Genomic DNA, 19399 nt, shown 5'->3' with positions numbered 1-19399 from the left:
CTTTGTTTCGGCCCTAGCAAACTAAAGTAGTTTGAATTCCATTCAAACTTTGTTTTCCAGATGCTCTACTTTCTTCCTCCACTCCATGACTGCATGGTTGATTGCAAGAACAATAAAGAAAATAGTAAATAGGAGGGAGCCAATTATTAAACCCCAAGTTATTGATAGAATGCTGCAAAGACTAGCGGAGATGAGTGCTATTAAAACCGATGCAGTTGAAATAACCAGCGTGGTTTTTTTATGACTGGTACCAATGAAAAGAAACAAGTGATGAATATGTGTTTTGTCTGCTTTGAAAGGAGAACTACCTCGTTTGATACGGGATCGGTAAACACGCAACGAGTCTAACACAGGTACTAGGAATACTCCAACGACCAAGACAAGAATTTGTGGGTTATTTGTTTTTTCTGTTTGGTAAGATAAATTCAGTAAGTAGATTCCGCTGACAACTAAAATAAATCCTAGTAACAATGAACCTGCATCGCCCATGAATATTTTATTTTTCTTGCTGAAATTAAATCTCAAAAAACCTACTATTGAACCGATGATAGTAAGATACATTGCAGTTAATTCAAAAGCGTGTAAACGATAGGCAATAGCACCAAATACTAGAAATGTAACAAGTGCCAAGCTGGCGAGTAATCCATCAATACCATCCATTAAGTTATAAGCGTTTACTACTCCAGCAATTATTAAAATAGTAATTAAGTATTGGGAGAGAATCGGAATTTCCGTGATCCCCAAAATGCCATAAAAGGAATGTATCCGAATGCCAGACTCAGCAATGCTGTAAGCGCAAACTAGTTGAATACCCAAACGGTAAATTGGCTTGATATTCATTTTATCATCTATTACACCTACGGCAAGCATCACAAATGAACCCGTGAGCAAAGGCACAAAAGTGCCTATCCCTTTCAAAAACACATCGCTAAGCAAGAGCGCAAAGGTTGTTGCCGTAAAAATGGATATTCCACCAACCAAAGGGGTTGGTTGATGATGAACTTTTCTGGCATTTGGTTTGTCTACCAATTGAATGATAATGGCAAATTTTCTAATGAGTGGCGTAAGCATCAGTATAAAAATAAGCGATGCGCACGCGGGAGTAATAAGGGCAATTAGGTTTTCCATCTCTTGATAAATTTTTGGAGGCGTACAGCAAGTCTATACTTTTTCAAAGAATAAATTACCATACTTTAAATGGCTGGCGTAATTTTTCAATAGGAAGTTCGCATTCAATTGGCTGACATTGGGCACAACTGATTTCTTTTTTGAGCTTACCAGTACTTCATTTATTATACGTTGATATCCAGTGGCTACCACTTTCCATGTATATCTTCTATCAGCTATTTCTTTCATAGTGGATGCTATTTCTTTTAAGCGATGGATATTGGTTGACCGGATGATTTCTTTTAATTCGTCTGCTGAATTGAAATAAAGAGCTTTTGATTCAGTGGTGGTTTTATTGTACGAAACGTTATAGGAAATAATGGGCAACTCTAAATACATGGCTTCTACCAGCGAAGGATTAGTTCCTCCCGCTGAGTGACCATGAATGTAAACAAACGCATTGCCCCTCAGCACATCTAGCGTTCGTTGGTCATAGATGGGGTCTAACAGAAATAGGTTGGGGTAACTTTCGTATTTTTTTAAAAGACTTAAACCATAATCGCTTTTTTTCCAATTTCCAATGATCACCAAGGTATGCAGAGATAAATCTGAAAATGCTTCTAGTACTTTGTGAACATTGTTTTCGGGTTCAATTCTGCAAACTTTGATAGCATACGGAATTTTCAAAAAAGGAAAGAGAAGTTTATCACTTGGGGTAGGCTGAACGTTTAGTGTATGGTCTGCTCCATATTCAATAATTCTACTTAAGCTGCCGTAGCGTAAAGCCGTGTAGTCTTGTATGGATTCATTGTCTGAAATATCAATATGAGAATATTTAACAGCCAGCTTCTCCGCCCACCACAAGTAACATTTGGCTAACCCATTCCATTTATTACGCTTCCATTCTATACCATCAATGGAAACAATGATTCTCTTTTTTGTAAAAAACCTAGCAAAGGGAAGCAACCAAGCTCCTGCAACACCAAGAATTAGTAGTACATCGGCATAAAATAGTGCGTGGACGATTGAGATAGAATCGTATAATACACTTTGAGCGCCATTTGCTTCTAATGGAATATACTTTAGCTGAGCATTTTTGTAGGTTTTAACTCGTTCGTGCGCACTATATTTTTTGGCAGAGCAATAAACGGTTAAATCATACTCTTCGCCCATGTTTTGTACTAAGTGTTCTGTAAGGGTCTCAAAACCTCCATACCTGGCGGGAAGCCCTACCGTGCCTATGATAGCAATCTTCTTTTTTTGATGCGTCATTTTTTTGTATTTAAATCTGTTGTAACATTTTGCTAATAACATGCCATCTTAAAAAAATCATTTTTTTGATTTATCGGAGTATTTTCAAAAATACGTTTCCACAGCTTGGAATACTTTTCCACGGCTTGAGCGTAGCAACATTTCAATACTTTTGAAGTGAAAAACATTTTCTTGAAAGCGATTGGCCATCTCAAATGAGTTTGTGCTAAATGCTTCATAAATCGTTGAGCTACACAAGTCATTCAGTCTTTTGTTTAGATTTTCCATATCTCGGCAATCAGCCCAAAACCCATTGACTCCATCTTTAACAATTTCAGCAATACCACCAATCGGAGGCACAATGGCAGGTAGTCCATACGCCATGCCTTCGATAATCGTTAAACCGAACGTTTCAATCCATTCATCTGGTTTCGAGAGATTCAGGATTATATCGGCCCATTGGTAGAAGGGATGTAAATTGATTTGGGTTGGTGAAATGGAAATGTTGGAGGTAAGTGTTATTCCATTTTGAAAATCATTGACTTCGCTTTGCGAGGCGTTCACAACCAGCTTGAACTGAAGGTGAGCATTTAGTTTTGCCAAGGCGATAAATTCGTTTACGCCTTTATAGCCCTTAAGTGAACATACCATCAGAATGTTGCGGGGAGTTCTCTGAGTTCGTTTGATCTGTCGCGCGATAGAAAGGAAATTAGATTCAAGAGCATTGTAAAGAACATGGATTGGCTTTCCCTTGGTTGGCTCTTGCTTTTGGAGATAGTGCGACACATAAACTACATCTGAAGCTGTCCATCTCATTAAGCCAAATAGAAATGCTTTTAGTATTCGCGGCTTCATAGAAGTTTCGTGAATATGGTAGATTACTCGGCAACCTCTTATCTTTCCTACCAATGCTGCACCAAAAGGCAGAACGGTGTTGACATAGATTGTATCTTTTCTTTCAATTATCCTTAGCAACTTAAAAAACAGAATTGATTGACTAGCCATGAAATTGAGTAGCCGTAAAAATGGATTAGCCTTCCACTTATACCAATAATTCAGATATTGAACCCCTTTCAGATCACTCAAGAACCCTTCGCGATTTGAACAGGTTGCAAGAACAACTTCAAAACCCCTTTGAACCCAGCCTTTTGTCAATTGCATCAATACTTTAGGGCTTCCACTGTAGTCGTTTAATAGATGGACTGCAACTATTTTCATATAGATAAAGTTTTATAAATATATTGAAGCTGCTCGCCTCTAATGTTCCAATTAAAATGTGTTTCGAAACGCTCTCTTGCACCGCTGCTTAACTTCATGCGGTGATGCGGTTTTGAGAATAACTGACCAATAGCAATTGTTAATTCTTCAATTGTCTTTTCAAAATTGCTTACTGAAATACGAATTCCGCAATGTTCGTCAACGAATTCACCGGCCCCCGAATTTTCTAAGCAGATAACTGGTAACCCAAACGAAAGGGCTTCGGCTACAACCATACCGGCACCTTCATGTGAGGGGAAAATGAATGCTGAGGATTGGCAGTACAATTGAACTAAATGGGAGCGATCCATCCAATCTATAAATCTCACGTACTTCGAAATTCCATTTTGATGAGCAATCTGTTCATACTTTTTTTTGTCCGGTCCACTTCCTACTAGTATTAATTCGCATTTGCCCCTATCATTCTCAGGTAGCCCATTTATAAACTGAGCAAACGAAAGGAGTGTAAGGTCAAACCCTTTCAATGGGATGAACCTTCCGATTGAGAGGAGAGAAAATTTATTTTGGTCGTGATTTCGTGAATACACCAAATCTTCAGTAGCCACTGATGGCACAACAGAATACTTGTGTGACTTTAAGTGCAGATGGGATGCCACTTGACTGTTCATGCAAAGTATGTGATTTGAGTGCGCAATTGTTTTCTTTAGATCAAATGATAGATTCCAAAATAAATTTTTCACCAGCCAAGAAAGGCGGTCTTTGGTTATGTCGATGAGAGAACTGTTTTTCAAATAGCAAAAAGGTATGAATGGATGATGCCCAATTGGTCCCCAAACAAACGGCTTTTTTAACTTCCATAGGTACGATGGGGTCCAGTCGTTGTGGAAATTTAAGTTGTGTACAACGTCATAGTTAAGTTTTTGGTTTTGTACGTAGTTTGGAATTGCCCGCTGCCATAGCCAAAAGTAAAGGAGTGCTCCTCTGCTCCCCTTTTTCCAGAAACGCATCCAATAGGGTAAATCAAAATAGTAAAACGAAATCTGGTGGTATAAGTCATTCGGAAACTCCAACATGTATCGCTCAATGTTTGCGCGATTATTTTTACGGGTAATGGCAATGATTTTGTTGAAGCGTGCTATTTGTAAAATAAAATTCCATCCCATTCCATCTTCCGATCCTTTATAAGGATTTACGGCATAAGCCGTGGCCAGTATTGTTTTCATTTCAGTTACTTCTTGTTTTAAGTAGTTTTGCTGGTACACCTCCGATTACACAGTTGTTTGGAAAAGACTTCGTGACTATTGACCCGGCTGCAATAACACAACCGTTGCCAATCTGTACGCCATCTAAGATTGTCACTTTGCTACCAATCCAACAATTTTCACCAATGTGAATGCCTTTTCGCGTAACCCCTTGATGACGAATGAGCATTTCTGTGTTTTCATAAGTATGATTCTCAGGATGGCAACTGAAATATTGACCAATGATTGTGTGCGCTCCAATTGTTAAGCCACCCGCACCACCTAGATAAGCGAATTCACCAATACCCACATTGTTTCCAATTCGGATAAACCGACCGATGTGATTAAAAGAGGTAGAAACTATTATGCGACTAAAAGCACCTATACTAACATAATCTCCTAGAAGAATTCCATCTTTTGCCAAGGCACTCATGCATACGTGGTCTTCCAATTTCACGAATCTTCCCCACCTGATTTTTGCTATATTGAAAAACGTCACATTTTTTCCGAGTAAAATCGCACGCGGATTTTTGAACACCAGAACCAAACGTAATCCCCTGGCAAGGTTGAGAAGTTGGCGCCAACTGAATTTTAGCAATTCTGAAGTTGAAAGGGATTCGTCAAAATGAAAAGCAGGGTTTCTCAGCTTTATTATTTTTTGAAAAAGTAGTTTCATGATTACTTTTTTATTGTACTTAAAATCAATTGAAGGGTAGCATCTAATTCAATGTTTTCAACCGAGATGTAACGCGCGTGTTTTTTTGAAGCGTTCAATTCTTCGAAAAGAGAAAGGTATTTGTTTGTCAACTCCTCAATAGTGATGGAACTCAGCTCCTGCTTTCGTGCAAGAATCAAATCAGGTTTTGCAAATAGAAAGAAATTATAGTCTGGTTCCTGAACGAAGGCATAAGCCCATCTAGCAAAGGCAGTGGGTAATTCAATGTTGCTTCTACGGCTGTCAGTTATAAAATCAAAGTAGTAGCGGTCGTACAGTACTACATATCCTCTAAACACATATTTGATCGCGATGTACCATTGGCCAAGTAAATAGTCTAGATAGTAGTAAAAAAATCGAGCCAAGGACGAAGCTATATTCTTGTTTCGTCCTTGACGGGGCAACCGATTAGCAGCCTCTTCCTCAGCTCGAACCCTCCCTTTTTTCCAAGCACTTAGAATTGGTAAAATGGATGGCCGATGACGCAGCACAATTACACGCCTGCGTAGTTGCTTTTCAATTCTACTCTTTAATTTTTCAATAACCGTAGATTTACCTGCGCCATCCACCCCACTGAGCGTAATCACCATTCCATCTTTGCGAGCAAATTCTCTTATCGTATCAAAAATGTAATTCAACCAATTGCGTATGGCTAAACCACCGCGATTAACTTGTAAATGTTTTATTTGATTGCGAATTTCTTTGCTGTCAGTTTTACCTTGGTGATAGTTGAGAAAAAGTCGATCAAGCGGATTTTTTGAAAACCACAGCGCATTTTGATAGCTAAGGTATTGTTGGGGAATAATGGCGTTGTTAAGTGCAAAGAAAAATGCAATGTACCGGGCATTGGTTACTGCATCTGCCACCTTAAGTCCGTAGCTATTCGCTTTTGCATTGTCAAGGATTTCTTTGGACATAGGCATCTCCAGCTGTTTCCGTTTCAATTTCCAAATGAAATCTACGCATAGTAAGCCTCCATCCTTTAGAATAAAATGCTCACAGGCCATAAATGATTTGAGACTGCTTCTATTACTTTTAATAAGGGTGTGCTGGTGAAAGTAGTCGATTGTTTCTTGGTAATGGGTTGAGTCGATGAATAGATCTAGGTCAGATAATTCACTAATTTTTTCGGGGGCTTCATTACTGTGTTTGAGGGCAGCATACCTTCTTTTACTCAAAAAATCAATCAAGTCCATTAGCAACAACTCGCGATTACTCTTTTGGTTCATCAACATTGATGAGAGCGCTTCGTTCCAAGTGTTGATTAACCATTCTACTTGAATGTGCCAGTTTATTTGTTCTTGGTATACAGTTAGATAATAAATTGTATTAATTATTAAGTATAGTTTTAAATACAATTGTTGTTGAACTGGGGTGTAATCACCCAGCATCGATGAAGGCTGAAATAGCTGTGCAGTGATAAGTCGCTCTATGTCACTCCAGCGATTTCGTTTTACAAGTATTTGATTTTGAATAATGAAATGAAAGGCATCAAAACCAAACGGCATGTTTCCTTTGGCGCATTCCCAGTCATAAACAGCAAGTCCCGCTTTTGGATCTGCATACATATTCCAAGGAGTAAAATCACCATGACTGAGACACGTAGCGATGTATTGATGAGCAGGAATGGAGTTGATTAGTATCTCTAATTTTCTAAGAATTCCTTTTGGAATTCGCGGATTTTCTAAACGTTGTAGGCGGCTTAACTTTTCTAATGACTCTTTCCAGATGGGAAGCGATTGAATAATCTCTCGACTTGCCGTCTCATTTCGGATTTCTAAAAGTGCCTCTTCATGTTGATGCGAAAATGTTTCCATACGCATCCCCTCGTGGGCTACTTCAGAAAGTTTTAACTCATTTGTTTCCCTATTGATAAGTTGTGGAAAGGAAAAAGTTATTTGCTTGGAGTTGGCTAGGCTATGGATTGTTGTTTTTTCGTTTTCCAAAAGGGTAGCAGCGGATTCGCCAATGGCTACTTTTTGGAAGGACCCTTGACCATTATCGATAGAAAAGATAATTGCCTTGCGTGTTGGCCCGGGTGTACCTGTGAACGCTGCCCAATTTGAATGTTTAGGCAAAACGTTTTTGGCGTGTATGGATGTTGAAACAGGAACTTGAATTTGCTTGAAAAATAGTCGTTGAAGACCTAACTTGAAAGCAATTGAAGTAAGTGCTGTGAAGAGCATTGCCTTCTTACCTTGAACATTGTAGAACTTGAGAAAGTAAGGCTGTTGACAAGCCACCGGCCAAAACCACCTAACTGTACCATCGGGGTTAGGAAAATACATTAGCTTTAGTTCGTCTTCACAAGAACTTGGTTGGGTTTCGTAGCCAAGCTTTTCAAGAATCACTGATAGTTCCATCTAAATTTGTTTTAGAGATATCTTGTCACAATTCGTTCCTGATTGTAACTCACTGAAAATGAGACGCAACAATTACCAATAATTGTCTAACTGTTCAGAGGATGGAAGGAGTTTCCATCTGATGGAACTCGATTTGAGTGTTACGATCTGTTTTTTGCACTAATTTCAAGCCGAAGCGATTCACTTCTTGTAAGAAAAGGCGATGGTTCAAACGAGATGGCAAAAATCATGATTTGATAGAATAGAATTCCATAGTTGGATTCGCCAAAGATTCCAAACTCAGTGAAAGAGTTGATCAGGATTGGGATTAACATCCCGAAAAGCATTCTTTTCTTTTCATTTTTTTCCATTGAAAAACCTCGAATGGTAAAAAGCAATTGAAAGATGACCACTGTTAAACCTACAAATCCTAAATTCATCAGTACCTGCATAAATGTGTTGTGAGTCATTTTTCCGGGATACGTATGAGTGCTTTGAAAGTATTCTTTGTAGTCGATACGCATAAAACCAAAACCTAATAACGGCTCGCGCGGCAATCCTTCTTGAATGAGGGCAGTCCAAAAGGGTAAACGGCCTGTCATGCTCATGACTTCTTCTAATCTACTACTATCACCATCTTTTAATATTACTTTATACACACCCAATGGGGCAACCACCAGTACTGCGGCAATTATCATGGTTTTTAATTGCTTGTTCTTTGATTGACTGATATGAAATAGAATGATGAGTATTGCACCAATCAACGATGATCGCGAACCAGTTAAGTATAGGGCATAAAAGATAATGGCAAGTTTAATTAGTGTCCACTTCTTTTGATGGTTTCGGTAAAGATTAAAAATAAGGCACGCAACACCTACCCCAGCGAGCATCCCTAGTTCGTTAGGATTCATAATGTACCCACCGAGCCTAGCTTCTTCTCCGCCATGGGTCAACCGAAAAAAGGTATCAGGATTGATGTACATGCCAATGATAAAGATGGCAATCAGGATGAAAACAGAATTGCCGATGAGGTGATACAGCCGGATGGTATGACCCGGGAAGAATATATCTAAGGCAGCAAAACTTTTAGTGAAAAAGAAGCTAAATACTAAACTCTGAACAATCATGAACCATTGTAATGCACTGAAACCTGGGTTGGTGCTCCAGGCAAACGATGCGAAACCTAGCAGCAGGTAAAAAAGATAGAAGCTTAATGAGAAATGATTTTTCCATCGAAGGGAATCAATTGCTCCGTAGTTAATAATTCGTTTAAAAACGAGGAATGAGCAAATCATTACCCCCATCCTACCTACTACTTTAATTGCTCGGGTGATGACTACATTTTCACTCCATGTAAAAAACCCCGCAATCATCAAAAACAAAATCGTGAACAGAATCCATTCCGTTCTTTTCAAAAATTGGTGAGGTAACTCCGTATTCAGCTTTGCTGGAATCATGCCACGGGGTAGAGTTGATCAAATTCGCGAACTATAGAATCCCAACTAAAAGATTGTTCTACCATTTTTTTTGCACCCGCTCCCATTTCAGTTAACGAATCTAATTTTTTTATTAAGTACAGTACCTCAAGCTTTTTACGCAGCTGTTCAGAATTTTCATTGTCGATGACATACCCAGCCTGATGACGCAGAACATAAGAACCCACGTTGGTAGCCTTGGATACAAGGCAAGGCACACCAAGCGAAGCAGCTTCTAGTACCGATGATGGAAGGCCTTCGTTTCTGGAAGGATGAACAAACACATCCATTTGTTGCATGAGCTCATCTTTATCTTTGCCAAACTTGCTGCCCCATAGTACTACTTTATTTTCGAGCCCTTTTGATTGTACCATCTTTTCCAATAGCACTCGTTCTCCGCTATCTCCCACAATCCACAGAGAACTATCTGAATACTCTTTATAAAGCTGACTAAATGCGTCCACTAATAAGTCAAGGCCCTTGGTGTAGATATCTAGCCTACCCACAAATCCTATAACAAATCTTTTCTGTTTTTGCCGAATCGGTTGAATGGCTTTGGTGCCTTCAAATCCGTACGGGAGTAAAAAGGTTTTGTCTGTCGTAAAAATTGACTTTAATCCATCTACTTCACTTTCACCAATACAGTGTATTTTACCAGCGCGCTTCAGTAGCTTCTTTTCGAAAAGTTGAAAGTATATTTTCTTTGTCCAATTACTTCTTTGCATCGCAATCAAATTGTAAGCGCCATGAGGTGTAAGTACAAATGGAATTTCGAGCCTTGCTAACTCCCACGACAAGGAAGCAAAAACGGGTATCCACCCGCCATGTAAATGAATTACAGCTTTCCCTTTCATTGCGGTAAGATCAGCCACCAGTTGCTTATCCAGCTGAAAAGGATTGCGATATGCCTGGTAAAGACGTGTTGCAAAGTTGCGCGCACCGTAATTGTGTTGCAGGGTATGTGTAATGCCCCAAAGACTTACCTTTTTTCCTTGCGATGCTTGGCGAGTAGCCAGTTGATAAACTACTTTGTTTACCCCGTTCATTCGCTCGGGGTTGGCCTTGCCCAGTACTACATGAATTATTTCCATAGAATATAGTGATGTTTGATTAAGTTATATTGCCAAAATAGGAGGAGAATTAACTGATTGGCGATAAGGCCAATCAATGCCCCTAGTAATTGGTATTCCTTCAAAAGAAATTTTGCAAATAGTGCACTGAATACGAAGGAAAGCACATAGCCGATAAAGATTAAGTGGTTCATTTCTTTGATCCGAATAGCCATTCGAATTGGGTACCCAACGAAGATGATCAAATAGAGCAAGGCCATGCCCTTTAACAGATATGCATAGGAATCATATTGTTGTCCTCCCGCTACATGCATGATTTCTTTTGAGAAAAAGAATAGAATTGATAGAACAAGCATCATGACGATACCACCCTTGAAGCTAAAGTCTCTCAAGTACCTTTTGGATTCATCGGCTGATCGCTGATACAACGAAAATGCGAACGGCAATGCATAATTCTCGTAGGTCTGCAAAACAACATTCAGTATTCCAAACAATGACTGCACGAGCCTAAGTGCTGCTAATGCCAGCGGGCCTAGAATTATACCAGCGGTTACTGCAAAAAAATTACTGGACCACCATTGCACCACAGCAGTTAGGAATAACCATTTACCTTGGTAGATGTGATGCTGAAAAAAAAACTTCCAACGGTGAAATTCATAAGAGTTTAGCTGTAAGAAATAAATTCCAATTATTCCCGCAGACGTGTAGGCGAATCCTAAGTACAAAATAAGTGTAGTTAAACGAATAGTGGTGTATGAAAAAGAAAGGATCAATACTACTGTTTGAATGACGCACAGCACTAAGTCCATCCAAAGGATTTTTTTAACAGCATTGATCACTAGAAAGCATTTCCGCAGATAATCATGCATAAGAAATGCATTGATAAAGAAAATAGCTTGCCACCCGGGTATCACATCGGAGAATAGTTGAAAGTGCGTTAATGTCAACACAGAGATGGTTATGATCACTAACAAACCTACTTGTGCATAAAATGCGAAACCGAGGTAGCTTTCCTTTTGTGGTTCTTTGGCATAGGAGGTCTGAAGGGGTTGAATGATCCATGCGTTGCAAACGCTCACCAAAAGATATATTGTTAACAATAGTGCTGAGTAAAAACCAAAATCAGCTATGGTCAGTAATCGTGCAATCACGAATGTTGCAATAAAACTGCATCCACTAACAAGTGCTTGGTCAACAAGTACGAGTGTACTTTTTTCTTTAAGAAAGTTAAGAGGGATTTTCATTTTTTGATGGCGCTTCGTAAAGGCTTTGTTATCTGAGTAATCCAAGTACATACTTCAAAGAGTATATTTGGATTGTATCCGGCTCGATTCAAAACAAACCAAACATGGGGTAATGAAAATTCCTTTTGAAGCAATCCTATTTTTTCAATTTGCCGAGCAGGGGTTTTTCTGGAATCTAAAATGAATAAATTAACATCTGCGCAGCCCATCATCATCAATCCCAATGTTTCGCTTTCCAAGGGTTCGTTGTCAACCAGAATTAACTGATAATCATTCAAAAAGCTTTTGAGGTATTCCTCTACGGAAACTTTTGTTAAGTGCCTTGATTTTAATTGGCTAAGATTGAGATAGTCAAGATTTGATTCTATGGATGGTGCGAATCCACGTTTTACTAAAGGATCATTTAAATCTATGACTAAAACCTTTCTTCCTTGTAGCGCAAAGGCTTTTGCTAAATTTTCAACATGAAAAGTTTTCCCCTCCTGATGACTACCCGAACTGATGGCTATCATTTTTTTATTCTCAAGAACACCTTTCATTTCTAATTGAATGACTTCTCTTAAGAAATGTACTTCTCTTTGTTTTGTATTGGGTAAGTAAGGAGTTTGCGCAGCAATGGGTATAAGTGAATTTTTTTCGATAGTGTAGCCATCGTTTACTTTGGCTTTGGCCAAGTGAATGAATAATATGAACAGGATCGATCCAATCATGGCCAGAATACTTGAAACGATGATGGTAATAGGCCGATTGGGCGATACCGGTACGGACGATGGCAGAGCGGGTGAGATGATTCGATGAAATGCAATTTTTGCAGCTTGGGCAATCTCTGCCTCTATTTTTTTCTCGTTCAAGAAATTGTAAGAGCGTTGATAGATTTCAAATTCGCGGTTAAGTATGGTAAGCATTTTCTCTTTTTCCGGAATACCAATAAAAACTTTTTCTGCCTCTTCAATTTCCTTTTCAAGTCGGTTGTGCTTGGTCTGCAGATTTTTGTGGGTGTTGCCTATGCTTTCAATTAAGTAATTACTTAAATCTTTTATTTTTGAGTCAATTACTTTCACCCGCTCGTCCTCTGGTGTAAATGTTATGAGTAGGTCTTTCTTATCCGCTTGTAACTGCTTCATTTTTTTTATGATTTCGGTCGATAGAAGGTCAGTAAAGGCTTCGAAATTTGGGGCGAGTGCTAAAAAATCACTTTTCCCAGCTTGAATGTAGGAATCCAATTCACTGATGGCACTAAGGTTCATTTTAACATTTGCAAATTGAATTTTAAGCTGTGCAATTTTTCTAAGGTCGGTTTCTGTTTCTTGATGTATATTGATGATGTCTCGATCGCTTCGATATCTTTGAATCGTTTCCTCAGATTGATCTAACCTCTTAGCGATCTCATCGATACGATCGTTTAGAAATCGAACCGTAACTTGTGCAGCCCTGTACTTAGTGTCAATATAGTCGGTGATATAACTTTCCGCTATTTGATTTACCAAACGCGAAGCCTTTTCTGCAACTGGGCTTTTGAAATTAATCCGAATGACTGTAACATCTTTATCAACAGCGATTACATCTAAATGGGAAGCTATCTTCCGAATCAGTTTCTCTCGGCTTAGGAACTCAAATTCGTAGTTGTCAACCAGAGAAAAATCAGTTTTGGCTGAAATCACTGAGTGGTTCAATGAAATCGTCACTTGCCCATAACGAAGTTCCAACTGCTGACCAAATGTGCCCTGCTTTATCTCTCCCGAAGCGGAACATGTTAGTGTAAATTTTTTTAATGAGTGAACTTGTAAAAGAAAACGCTGATCATACGCTTTGGGGTTGGTAAATTTTCCTTGAATGATAAAAGGTGATTGATGATATAATTCTACTTTTCTTACTTGTCCGATTCGGTATACTTCTAGGTCAAAATCAAGATTATCCAATACTTTATTAATCAGTACACTCGATTTTATCACTTCTATTTCAGCAGTGATTTTATTAGAGGTAGCAAAAACATCCAGGTCTTTAAACAAATTACTGCTAGGCACACCTTCGCTTACATCTGCTAACTTTAGTTTTACTGTGCTCTCATACATGGGCGTGACGTACGTGAGGTATTTGCGTGCGCCTAGCATTGCCACAATCATGGCAAAAAGGATTAGAGGGAAACCTCTTAAATACGGTTTGATTAATCTTAAATTTTCTTCCATACTAAAAAGCGCCCATAAGTATGGCGGCCGCAGTAATGGTGGAGGTAAACGGTATGATCGTTGAGATTCGCTTATCAAATGTCTTATGCCGCTTAGACGGAACGATAACAATATCACCGGGATAGAGCTGGATATTCTTGAATTGATAATTGCCCGATTTGGTTAGGTCAATTTTGGCGACTTTTACGTGCAGGCCTTGCTGGCGTAAAATCTTTATCGATTTAAGGTTGGCATAAAACTCAAATCCACCCGTGCGCGAGATCATTTCCAGTAAGGTGTTCCGGTCTTTATCCACTTGCACTACAGAGGGGTTTCGCACCTCGCCCATTACAGTAATTTGTTTGTTTAATATTTTTACATCTACAACCGCGTTCACAATCCAATTTTATAGATCGTTTTTAGTGTATCTTTCAATTTGGGCACGGTGAGGCCCTCCACTTTTAAAGAACCGTATTTAGGAATTTCAATCTTGCCTAGTTGGTCAACGAGCAACCACTTTCCATATACTTCATTGGAATTGTATATCCCATACGAAGAACCAACACTCAATTCATCCTGACCCCAAACGCTAATGCTTACTTTATCGTCTTTTTGAATAATGTGCTCGTAGGTTGAGTTGTAATGGAATGAACTATCTAACTCTGAGAGTTTTGACTTTTTACTTCTTTTAGACTCGAATACATTTTGTGTTTTGCATGACGATAGTAAGATAGCGGCTATCCAAAACAATAGGATGATGGATTTGGAAAGACTCATATTAATGTCATTATAAATTTTTTCCACGTTGGTTGATTTTCCTTATCCAGTTCTTGTCGTATAACCGCAATGCGCTGAAGAACATAATCGATTTTTTTTCCCGTATCGTTATTTTTTACGATGTAATCGAATGCTCCGTATTTTAAACAGCTCACGGCAGTTTCTAAATCTTCTTGCCCCGAAAGCATTACTACAAAAATGTTCGGATCGAATCGTTTTATTTTTGTTAAAACCTCAAATCCAGAATGACCCTCCATATTGTAATCCAGGAGAATGATGTCCGGATTTTCATTGATATGATTTAGGCAATCGGTTCCTGACAGGAAAGTATGAATGTTTTTGTAGCCCAAGTTATTCAGCTGTTGCTCTACAAGGGCAGAATGAAAAGGCTCGTCATCTACTAAAAAAATTTTTAAGTTGGTATATGATTCCATAGGCTTTTGTTTTTTCGACACTTGTTCCAAGTTGATGCCAATGCATAACTAATTGATAACGAATGCTCTCTAACTGAACCATTAGGTTGCTTTCCACGCAGTGGAAATTTTTTCCATGCGCAGGATTATATCGAATCATAGAAATAGGCTGAAAAACAAAAGACCCGAGATAAAATTCTCGGGTCTAGAAGTGTAATCTGAGTATAATTTACTTAAGAATGATCAACCTGCCTGAGTAGGTTTTTCCATCAATGCTGCGCACCTGAGTAACATACACCCCGTTGGGCAAATCACTTACATCCAATGTTAAAAATGAGATGTTAGCTTCTATTCTCTTTCGTATGTTTCCTTGTAGATCCATTACCACAGTTTCCAAAATATTTATTTCCGATTCTTTTTCAGGTTTGATGATGACGGTGCTGTGATTTTCATGAACCGGATTTGGGAAAAGAAGTAGTGTTCCAGGTCTAGAGGATAGATTGTTGAAAACCGTGTGCATTTCGGTATTTGTAATGATAGGTTCATTGTAATCAAAGAGGATGCTAGCCCTATTGTAAATCACTCCACTTGCATCATTTCTCGTACGGACTTGAAATTCTACAAAACCTTTACTTTGAATCGAATCAATGCTGGCCGGAGTAAGATTTATTTTGGGAAAACGAAAAATTAATACATTGCCTTGAAGGCTCATTCTTAACCCTTCATGACTGGAATGGATATTGGATAGGCTTTGCAGATCCATTAGTGAAGAAAGTGTATCGATGAGTGTAACAAAAGACGTCTCATGATTTCCAAAATTTTCAAAGTGTATCTGATAGGTAATTGGTTGGCCAGCCAGTATTAAATGTTCGGGGCCTTGCCCTTTCGGTGAAGCAATCAGGATGTTTGGATCAATTGATCCAACGATTGTATGATTTGTTATGGATAGGTTGTTTTGCGTATTGGGTTCGCTACTCGTGGTTGTGATTTCACCCTTCACCACTATTTCATCGCCCACCATTAGATTGAGGGTTACGCTATCTCTGATTTTAATGGTTTGTGTTTCGTTAGCGGCCAATTGCGAATAGTTCCAAAAGTACTCATAGTCACTTCCGTTCGCTTGGCGTTTGTTCCATGCGGGTTCAGCCTTTTTGAAGGGAAGGTTTTGGGGCGCTGTTATTTTTACTTCAATATCAGCGGCTTCTTGGTTCCCAATATTTAATACTTGCGCGAAATGATCTTGACCAAATCCTCTCCGTAAAGAGGTAGTAAATAAGGCAATACTGGCATCAACGCAATTGCACAGTGGCTTGATACCAATTTCACCTAATTGTATGGTCTGCCCAGAAGCAGAAATGGTTACATTTAACGATCCCATACAAGTTGCTTCGTAGTTGGCATTATTGATAAACCGTAATGTGTAATTGCCCGGAGCTAGTTTTGAAGTTATATTACCATTGGCATTGGTAAAAAGTGTAAGATTCAACGGATTCACCAGAATAGATTGATTGACTAAAGGTATTTCTCCTGAATCTCTAACACAGTTGTTATTTGAATCAACATAAAAAGTTGCTTGTACCAAACTTCCCGCTTCTTCGGTGATAACCAAATTTTGATTGGCTGCTAAATTGGTAATGATTTGAGTGAACCCGGAAGGCCAATGGATCATCAATGAGTCTGCCATTGATGATGACCCAAGTCCAAAATGATTCCGATAGCTACCTTGGCCACCAATTCCTGTTGAGCTGGTAACTTCTTTCATTTGCCAACGTCCATTGCTTTTTATGCGCAGCTTTGCGCCAACAGCTGATTTATTTGAACGCTCTCCAACCAATTTTGTATAGAGCCACCGATTGGTATTTCCATTGTTCCAAAAAAGGTAATTAGGTTGTTTGCTATGGGTAACACTAAATAAATCAAGGTCTCCATCTTTGTCTAAATCGGCCCATGCATGCCCCATGGCATTACCATAGTTTACGGTAATCGCTTCGTTCGTTCTCCTGGTAAATGATCCGCTACCGTTGTTGAGATATAGAAACTTGTCACCAGTGTCATTGTTCACATACAGATCGAGGTCACCATCGTTATCTATATCGGCAAAACTACATCCATGCGAATGTCCCCCGTTGCTAACCACTTCAGATACGGTAACTTTGCTGAAGATGCCGTTTCCTTGATTTAAATACAGGTAATTATTTTTAGCGGATGCATTTGAAACAAATAAATCAGCATACCCATTTCCATCGATATCGCCCCAGCAACTGGCCACAGAGTAGCCACCTTCTTGCGAAATAATATTGTTAACTGACTCAAATTGACCGTTGCCCTTGTTGCGGAATAAACTATTTTTTCCGTTTTTATTGTTAGGTAAAAAAACATCTACCCACCCATCGTTGTCATAATCAGCCCAGCTGGCACTTACCGAATTGCCCGGGGTTTGCGAAAGAACGGAGTTAGTCTGAAGGGAGAAATTTCCATTTCCATCGTTATGCCAAAGTTCGTTGAATTTTGTTGGCCAGTAGTTGCAAAGAAACAAATCTATCAATCCATCCTTGTCATAATCTACCCAGTTGGCATTGTGGTAATAAGCAGGTTGCTGAAGAAATCCTGCATCTTTCTTTTTAGTGAAGGTTCCATTGCCGTTATTGATATACAATCCATTTGGTTTTTCTGTGTTGTTTACCACTAACGCATCCAAGTCCCCATCATTGTCAATATCTGCCCAGCTACTTGAAATGCTAATGGCGGCATCTGTAACTAAATCGCCCGAAGTAATTTTGGTAAAGGTTTTATTTCCATTGTTTCGAAACAGGTGGTTGCTTTTTAGTTTATCACGATCGCTTATAAAAATGTCGTCCCAGTTATCGTTGTTATAGTCAACGAGGCTAACCGTCCATGAGTCTGTCAGTAAATTATCCCAAGCGGAATCCGTAGACTTTGAAAACAACAATTGACTTTGGTCGGAAGAGTTAATGAAAATCCCTTCTGATGAAACAGCCTGTAAGGTAATGCCATCTACGGTGCCAGTTACTTGTGCAGTAATCGTGCCCACTGAATTGCCTATGAATAAATTTCCTTGGTTGTTCGAGACTGTTGCCATCACTGAAGTTGTAAATGAATACGTTTGGCTGGATGGGATAGCTGGCAGATTAGTAAAGGTTGCTGTTTTTGAATCATCGCTAATCGCTGCATGTTGAACGGTTCCGGAGGGGCTATTGAATACGGATGATATGACCTGCACATTACCTTCTACTTGCATCGTTGCACTTGCGTTGTTTATTGGTGATTGGGTTTGAACAACCACTTGGGTTACGATGGCTGACGTGTCTCCAGGAATAACAGCATAAGGCGGCATATTGGTTTTCAAAGAAAATTCCTGCGACTGAGCCGTTCCCAAGTAGGTCATCCAATTGTCGTTAAAGTTGGTATTGAAAACACTGACGGGTTTATCCGATTCTACAATTAAGTACGGGCGCTCAGGCCCTCCGGCAATAGTGCCTGTTCCGTTATAAATATTCTTCCAATCCTGCAGGGTTAGATAACAATCGATGTAGCGTTCGGGAGAAATATCATATGTTCTGAAAAAATCTTTTCCATTGGTGTAAGCATCTTTAACCGTAACCTTTGCACCTGTTCGTGAGGATATGTAGAGATGGCTCAATTGCTGATTAAACAGAGCTCCGGTAAAGGGGTTTCGTACATTGTGTTCATTTCCCGGAGGGGCGATGTACGCAATAAACTTTTTACCTGCCGAAGTTCCGTTTTCTGATGAGAGCATCGAACCAATATCAGAGGTACCCGGGTTACCGGTTTCAAGCCAATTCGCTTCGAACACACTCACTCGCTTTCCAGTGGTTCCGGTAATGCGAAATACAGTAGGGTAAGATACATTTCCATTGGATTTGCCAACCCAGTCTGAAAAACCATTTTTGTTTAGATTCCATGTTTTTACTGTAATCCAATTGCCAGCACTGTACCGTTCTAGTTTTATTGCATTGCTATCATCCCACGAAACCACCCGTATTTCTTGCTCTCCACTGCTCTGGTAGGGGACAGCGAAATAAAACAAATCACCTGCAGAGCTTCCATTGCTGGAAGGCACATTGCCTCCACCATCTCTTTCATTTCCAAACAAGGCACCATATTGCAGCGTGATGGGTTTAGAGGATTCTACCATATAGGTATGTCCTGTTTCCATTACATCTCTACCTAGCGTTTTGAAGTAGATAATGTCTTGGCCTCTATTAAGGAGCTGAGTGCCAACAACGATTGCATTTTCGTAGTTGATAGTTGGTATAACCTGAGAGTGTGGTAGGGCTAGTGGAAATCCTTTTGATGGTGACGAGGGTAGAATCTTGATACACAAATGTATTGAGGTCTC

Annotated in this window: 14 protein-coding genes; all 14 read right to left on the bottom strand. The window is 39.3% G+C overall.

Annotation, left to right across the window (positions count from 1 at the left end; all coding sequences use genetic code 11):
* Positions 1 to 42: 42 nt before the first annotated feature.
* The 14 genes from KA713_10515 to KA713_10450 all read right to left on the bottom strand — a co-directional run bounded on the left by KA713_10515 (position 43) and on the right by KA713_10450 (position 19384).
* Positions 43 to 1071 carry an undecaprenyl/decaprenyl-phosphate alpha-N-acetylglucosaminyl 1-phosphate transferase gene (locus KA713_10515; GenBank protein ID UXE68977.1) on the bottom strand — a complete coding sequence of 343 codons (1029 nt, stop codon included), beginning with the start codon at positions 1069 to 1071 and terminating at the stop codon, positions 43 to 45.
* 90 nt (positions 1072 to 1161) lie between these two features.
* Positions 1162 to 2379: a DUF1972 domain-containing protein gene (locus KA713_10510; GenBank protein ID UXE68976.1), complete on the bottom strand. Its 1218-nt coding sequence runs from the start codon at positions 2377 to 2379 to the stop codon at positions 1162 to 1164.
* An 84-nt stretch (positions 2380 to 2463) separates the two neighbouring features.
* A complete protein-coding gene (locus tag KA713_10505; GenBank protein ID UXE68975.1) occupies positions 2464 to 3576 on the bottom strand; it encodes a glycosyltransferase family 4 protein in 1113 nt (370 codons plus the stop codon).
* A complete protein-coding gene (locus tag KA713_10500; GenBank protein UXE68974.1) occupies positions 3573 to 4799 on the bottom strand; it encodes a glycosyltransferase family 4 protein in 1227 nt (408 codons plus the stop codon). The genes KA713_10505 and KA713_10500 overlap by 4 nt, the downstream gene beginning before the upstream one ends.
* A 1-nt stretch (position 4800) precedes the next feature.
* Positions 4801 to 5493 carry an acyltransferase gene (locus KA713_10495; protein ID UXE68973.1) on the bottom strand — a complete coding sequence of 231 codons (693 nt, stop codon included), beginning with the start codon at positions 5491 to 5493 and terminating at the stop codon, positions 4801 to 4803.
* Between the two features lie 2 nt (positions 5494 to 5495).
* A complete protein-coding gene (locus KA713_10490; protein UXE68972.1) occupies positions 5496 to 7895 on the bottom strand; it encodes a phosphotransferase in 2400 nt (799 codons plus the stop codon).
* A 140-nt stretch (positions 7896 to 8035) separates the two neighbouring features.
* The gene (locus KA713_10485) at positions 8036 to 9331 is read right to left on the bottom strand and encodes an O-antigen ligase family protein (GenBank protein UXE68971.1); all 1296 of its coding nucleotides are present in this window, start codon (positions 9329 to 9331) and stop codon (positions 8036 to 8038) included.
* Complete coding sequence (locus KA713_10480) at positions 9328 to 10440, bottom strand: glycosyltransferase family 4 protein (protein UXE68970.1); 1113 nt, start codon at positions 10438 to 10440, stop codon at positions 9328 to 9330. The genes KA713_10485 and KA713_10480 overlap by 4 nt, the downstream gene beginning before the upstream one ends.
* The gene (locus KA713_10475) at positions 10431 to 11663 is read right to left on the bottom strand and encodes a hypothetical protein (protein ID UXE68969.1); all 1233 of its coding nucleotides are present in this window, start codon (positions 11661 to 11663) and stop codon (positions 10431 to 10433) included. The genes KA713_10480 and KA713_10475 overlap by 10 nt, the downstream gene beginning before the upstream one ends.
* Positions 11660 to 13849 (bottom strand): hypothetical protein, encoded by a 2190-nt coding sequence (locus KA713_10470; GenBank protein UXE68968.1) that lies wholly within the window; start codon positions 13847 to 13849, stop codon positions 11660 to 11662. Before KA713_10470 ends, KA713_10475 begins: the two co-directional genes overlap by 4 nt.
* A 1-nt stretch (position 13850) precedes the next feature.
* Positions 13851 to 14225: a hypothetical protein gene (locus KA713_10465; protein ID UXE68967.1), complete on the bottom strand. Its 375-nt coding sequence runs from the start codon at positions 14223 to 14225 to the stop codon at positions 13851 to 13853.
* Positions 14222 to 14605, bottom strand: a complete 384-nt coding sequence (locus KA713_10460; protein ID UXE68966.1) for a polysaccharide biosynthesis/export family protein — start codon at positions 14603 to 14605, stop codon at positions 14222 to 14224. The genes KA713_10465 and KA713_10460 overlap by 4 nt, the downstream gene beginning before the upstream one ends.
* On the bottom strand, positions 14602 to 15039 hold the full coding sequence (locus KA713_10455) for a response regulator (GenBank protein ID UXE68965.1): 438 nt from the start codon (positions 15037 to 15039) through the stop codon (positions 14602 to 14604). The genes KA713_10460 and KA713_10455 overlap by 4 nt, the downstream gene beginning before the upstream one ends.
* 208 nt (positions 15040 to 15247) lie before the next feature.
* Positions 15248 to 19384: a VCBS repeat-containing protein gene (locus KA713_10450; GenBank protein ID UXE68964.1), complete on the bottom strand. Its 4137-nt coding sequence runs from the start codon at positions 19382 to 19384 to the stop codon at positions 15248 to 15250.
* Positions 19385 to 19399 lie beyond the last annotated feature (15 nt).

It is taken from the genome of Chryseotalea sp. WA131a (assembly GCA_025370075.1).
Lineage (GTDB): Bacteria > Bacteroidota > Bacteroidia > Cytophagales > Cyclobacteriaceae > ELB16-189.
The sequence above is the reverse complement of the archived record's forward strand: the minus strand, read 5'-3'. Positions and strand labels throughout refer to the sequence as shown.

Coding starts and splice junctions, on each gene's coding strand:
- KA713_10500 (UXE68974.1), bottom strand. CDS start 4,799: ATGAAAACAATACTGGCCACGGCTTATGCCGTAAATCCTTATAAAGGA.
- KA713_10510 (UXE68976.1), bottom strand. CDS start 2,379: ATGACGCATCAAAAAAAGAAGATTGCTATCATAGGCACGGTAGGGCTT.
- KA713_10470 (UXE68968.1), bottom strand. CDS start 13,849: ATGGAAGAAAATTTAAGATTAATCAAACCGTATTTAAGAGGTTTCCCT.
- KA713_10485 (UXE68971.1), bottom strand. CDS start 9,331: ATGATTCCAGCAAAGCTGAATACGGAGTTACCTCACCAATTTTTGAAA.
- KA713_10490 (UXE68972.1), bottom strand. CDS start 7,895: ATGGAACTATCAGTGATTCTTGAAAAGCTTGGCTACGAAACCCAACCA.
- KA713_10455 (UXE68965.1), bottom strand. CDS start 15,039: ATGGAATCATATACCAACTTAAAAATTTTTTTAGTAGATGACGAGCCT.
- KA713_10475 (UXE68969.1), bottom strand. CDS start 11,663: ATGAAAATCCCTCTTAACTTTCTTAAAGAAAAAAGTACACTCGTACTT.
- KA713_10495 (UXE68973.1), bottom strand. CDS start 5,493: ATGAAACTACTTTTTCAAAAAATAATAAAGCTGAGAAACCCTGCTTTT.
- KA713_10460 (UXE68966.1), bottom strand. CDS start 14,605: ATGAGTCTTTCCAAATCCATCATCCTATTGTTTTGGATAGCCGCTATC.
- KA713_10515 (UXE68977.1), bottom strand. CDS start 1,071: ATGCTTACGCCACTCATTAGAAAATTTGCCATTATCATTCAATTGGTA.
- KA713_10505 (UXE68975.1), bottom strand. CDS start 3,576: ATGAAAATAGTTGCAGTCCATCTATTAAACGACTACAGTGGAAGCCCT.
- KA713_10480 (UXE68970.1), bottom strand. CDS start 10,440: ATGGAAATAATTCATGTAGTACTGGGCAAGGCCAACCCCGAGCGAATG.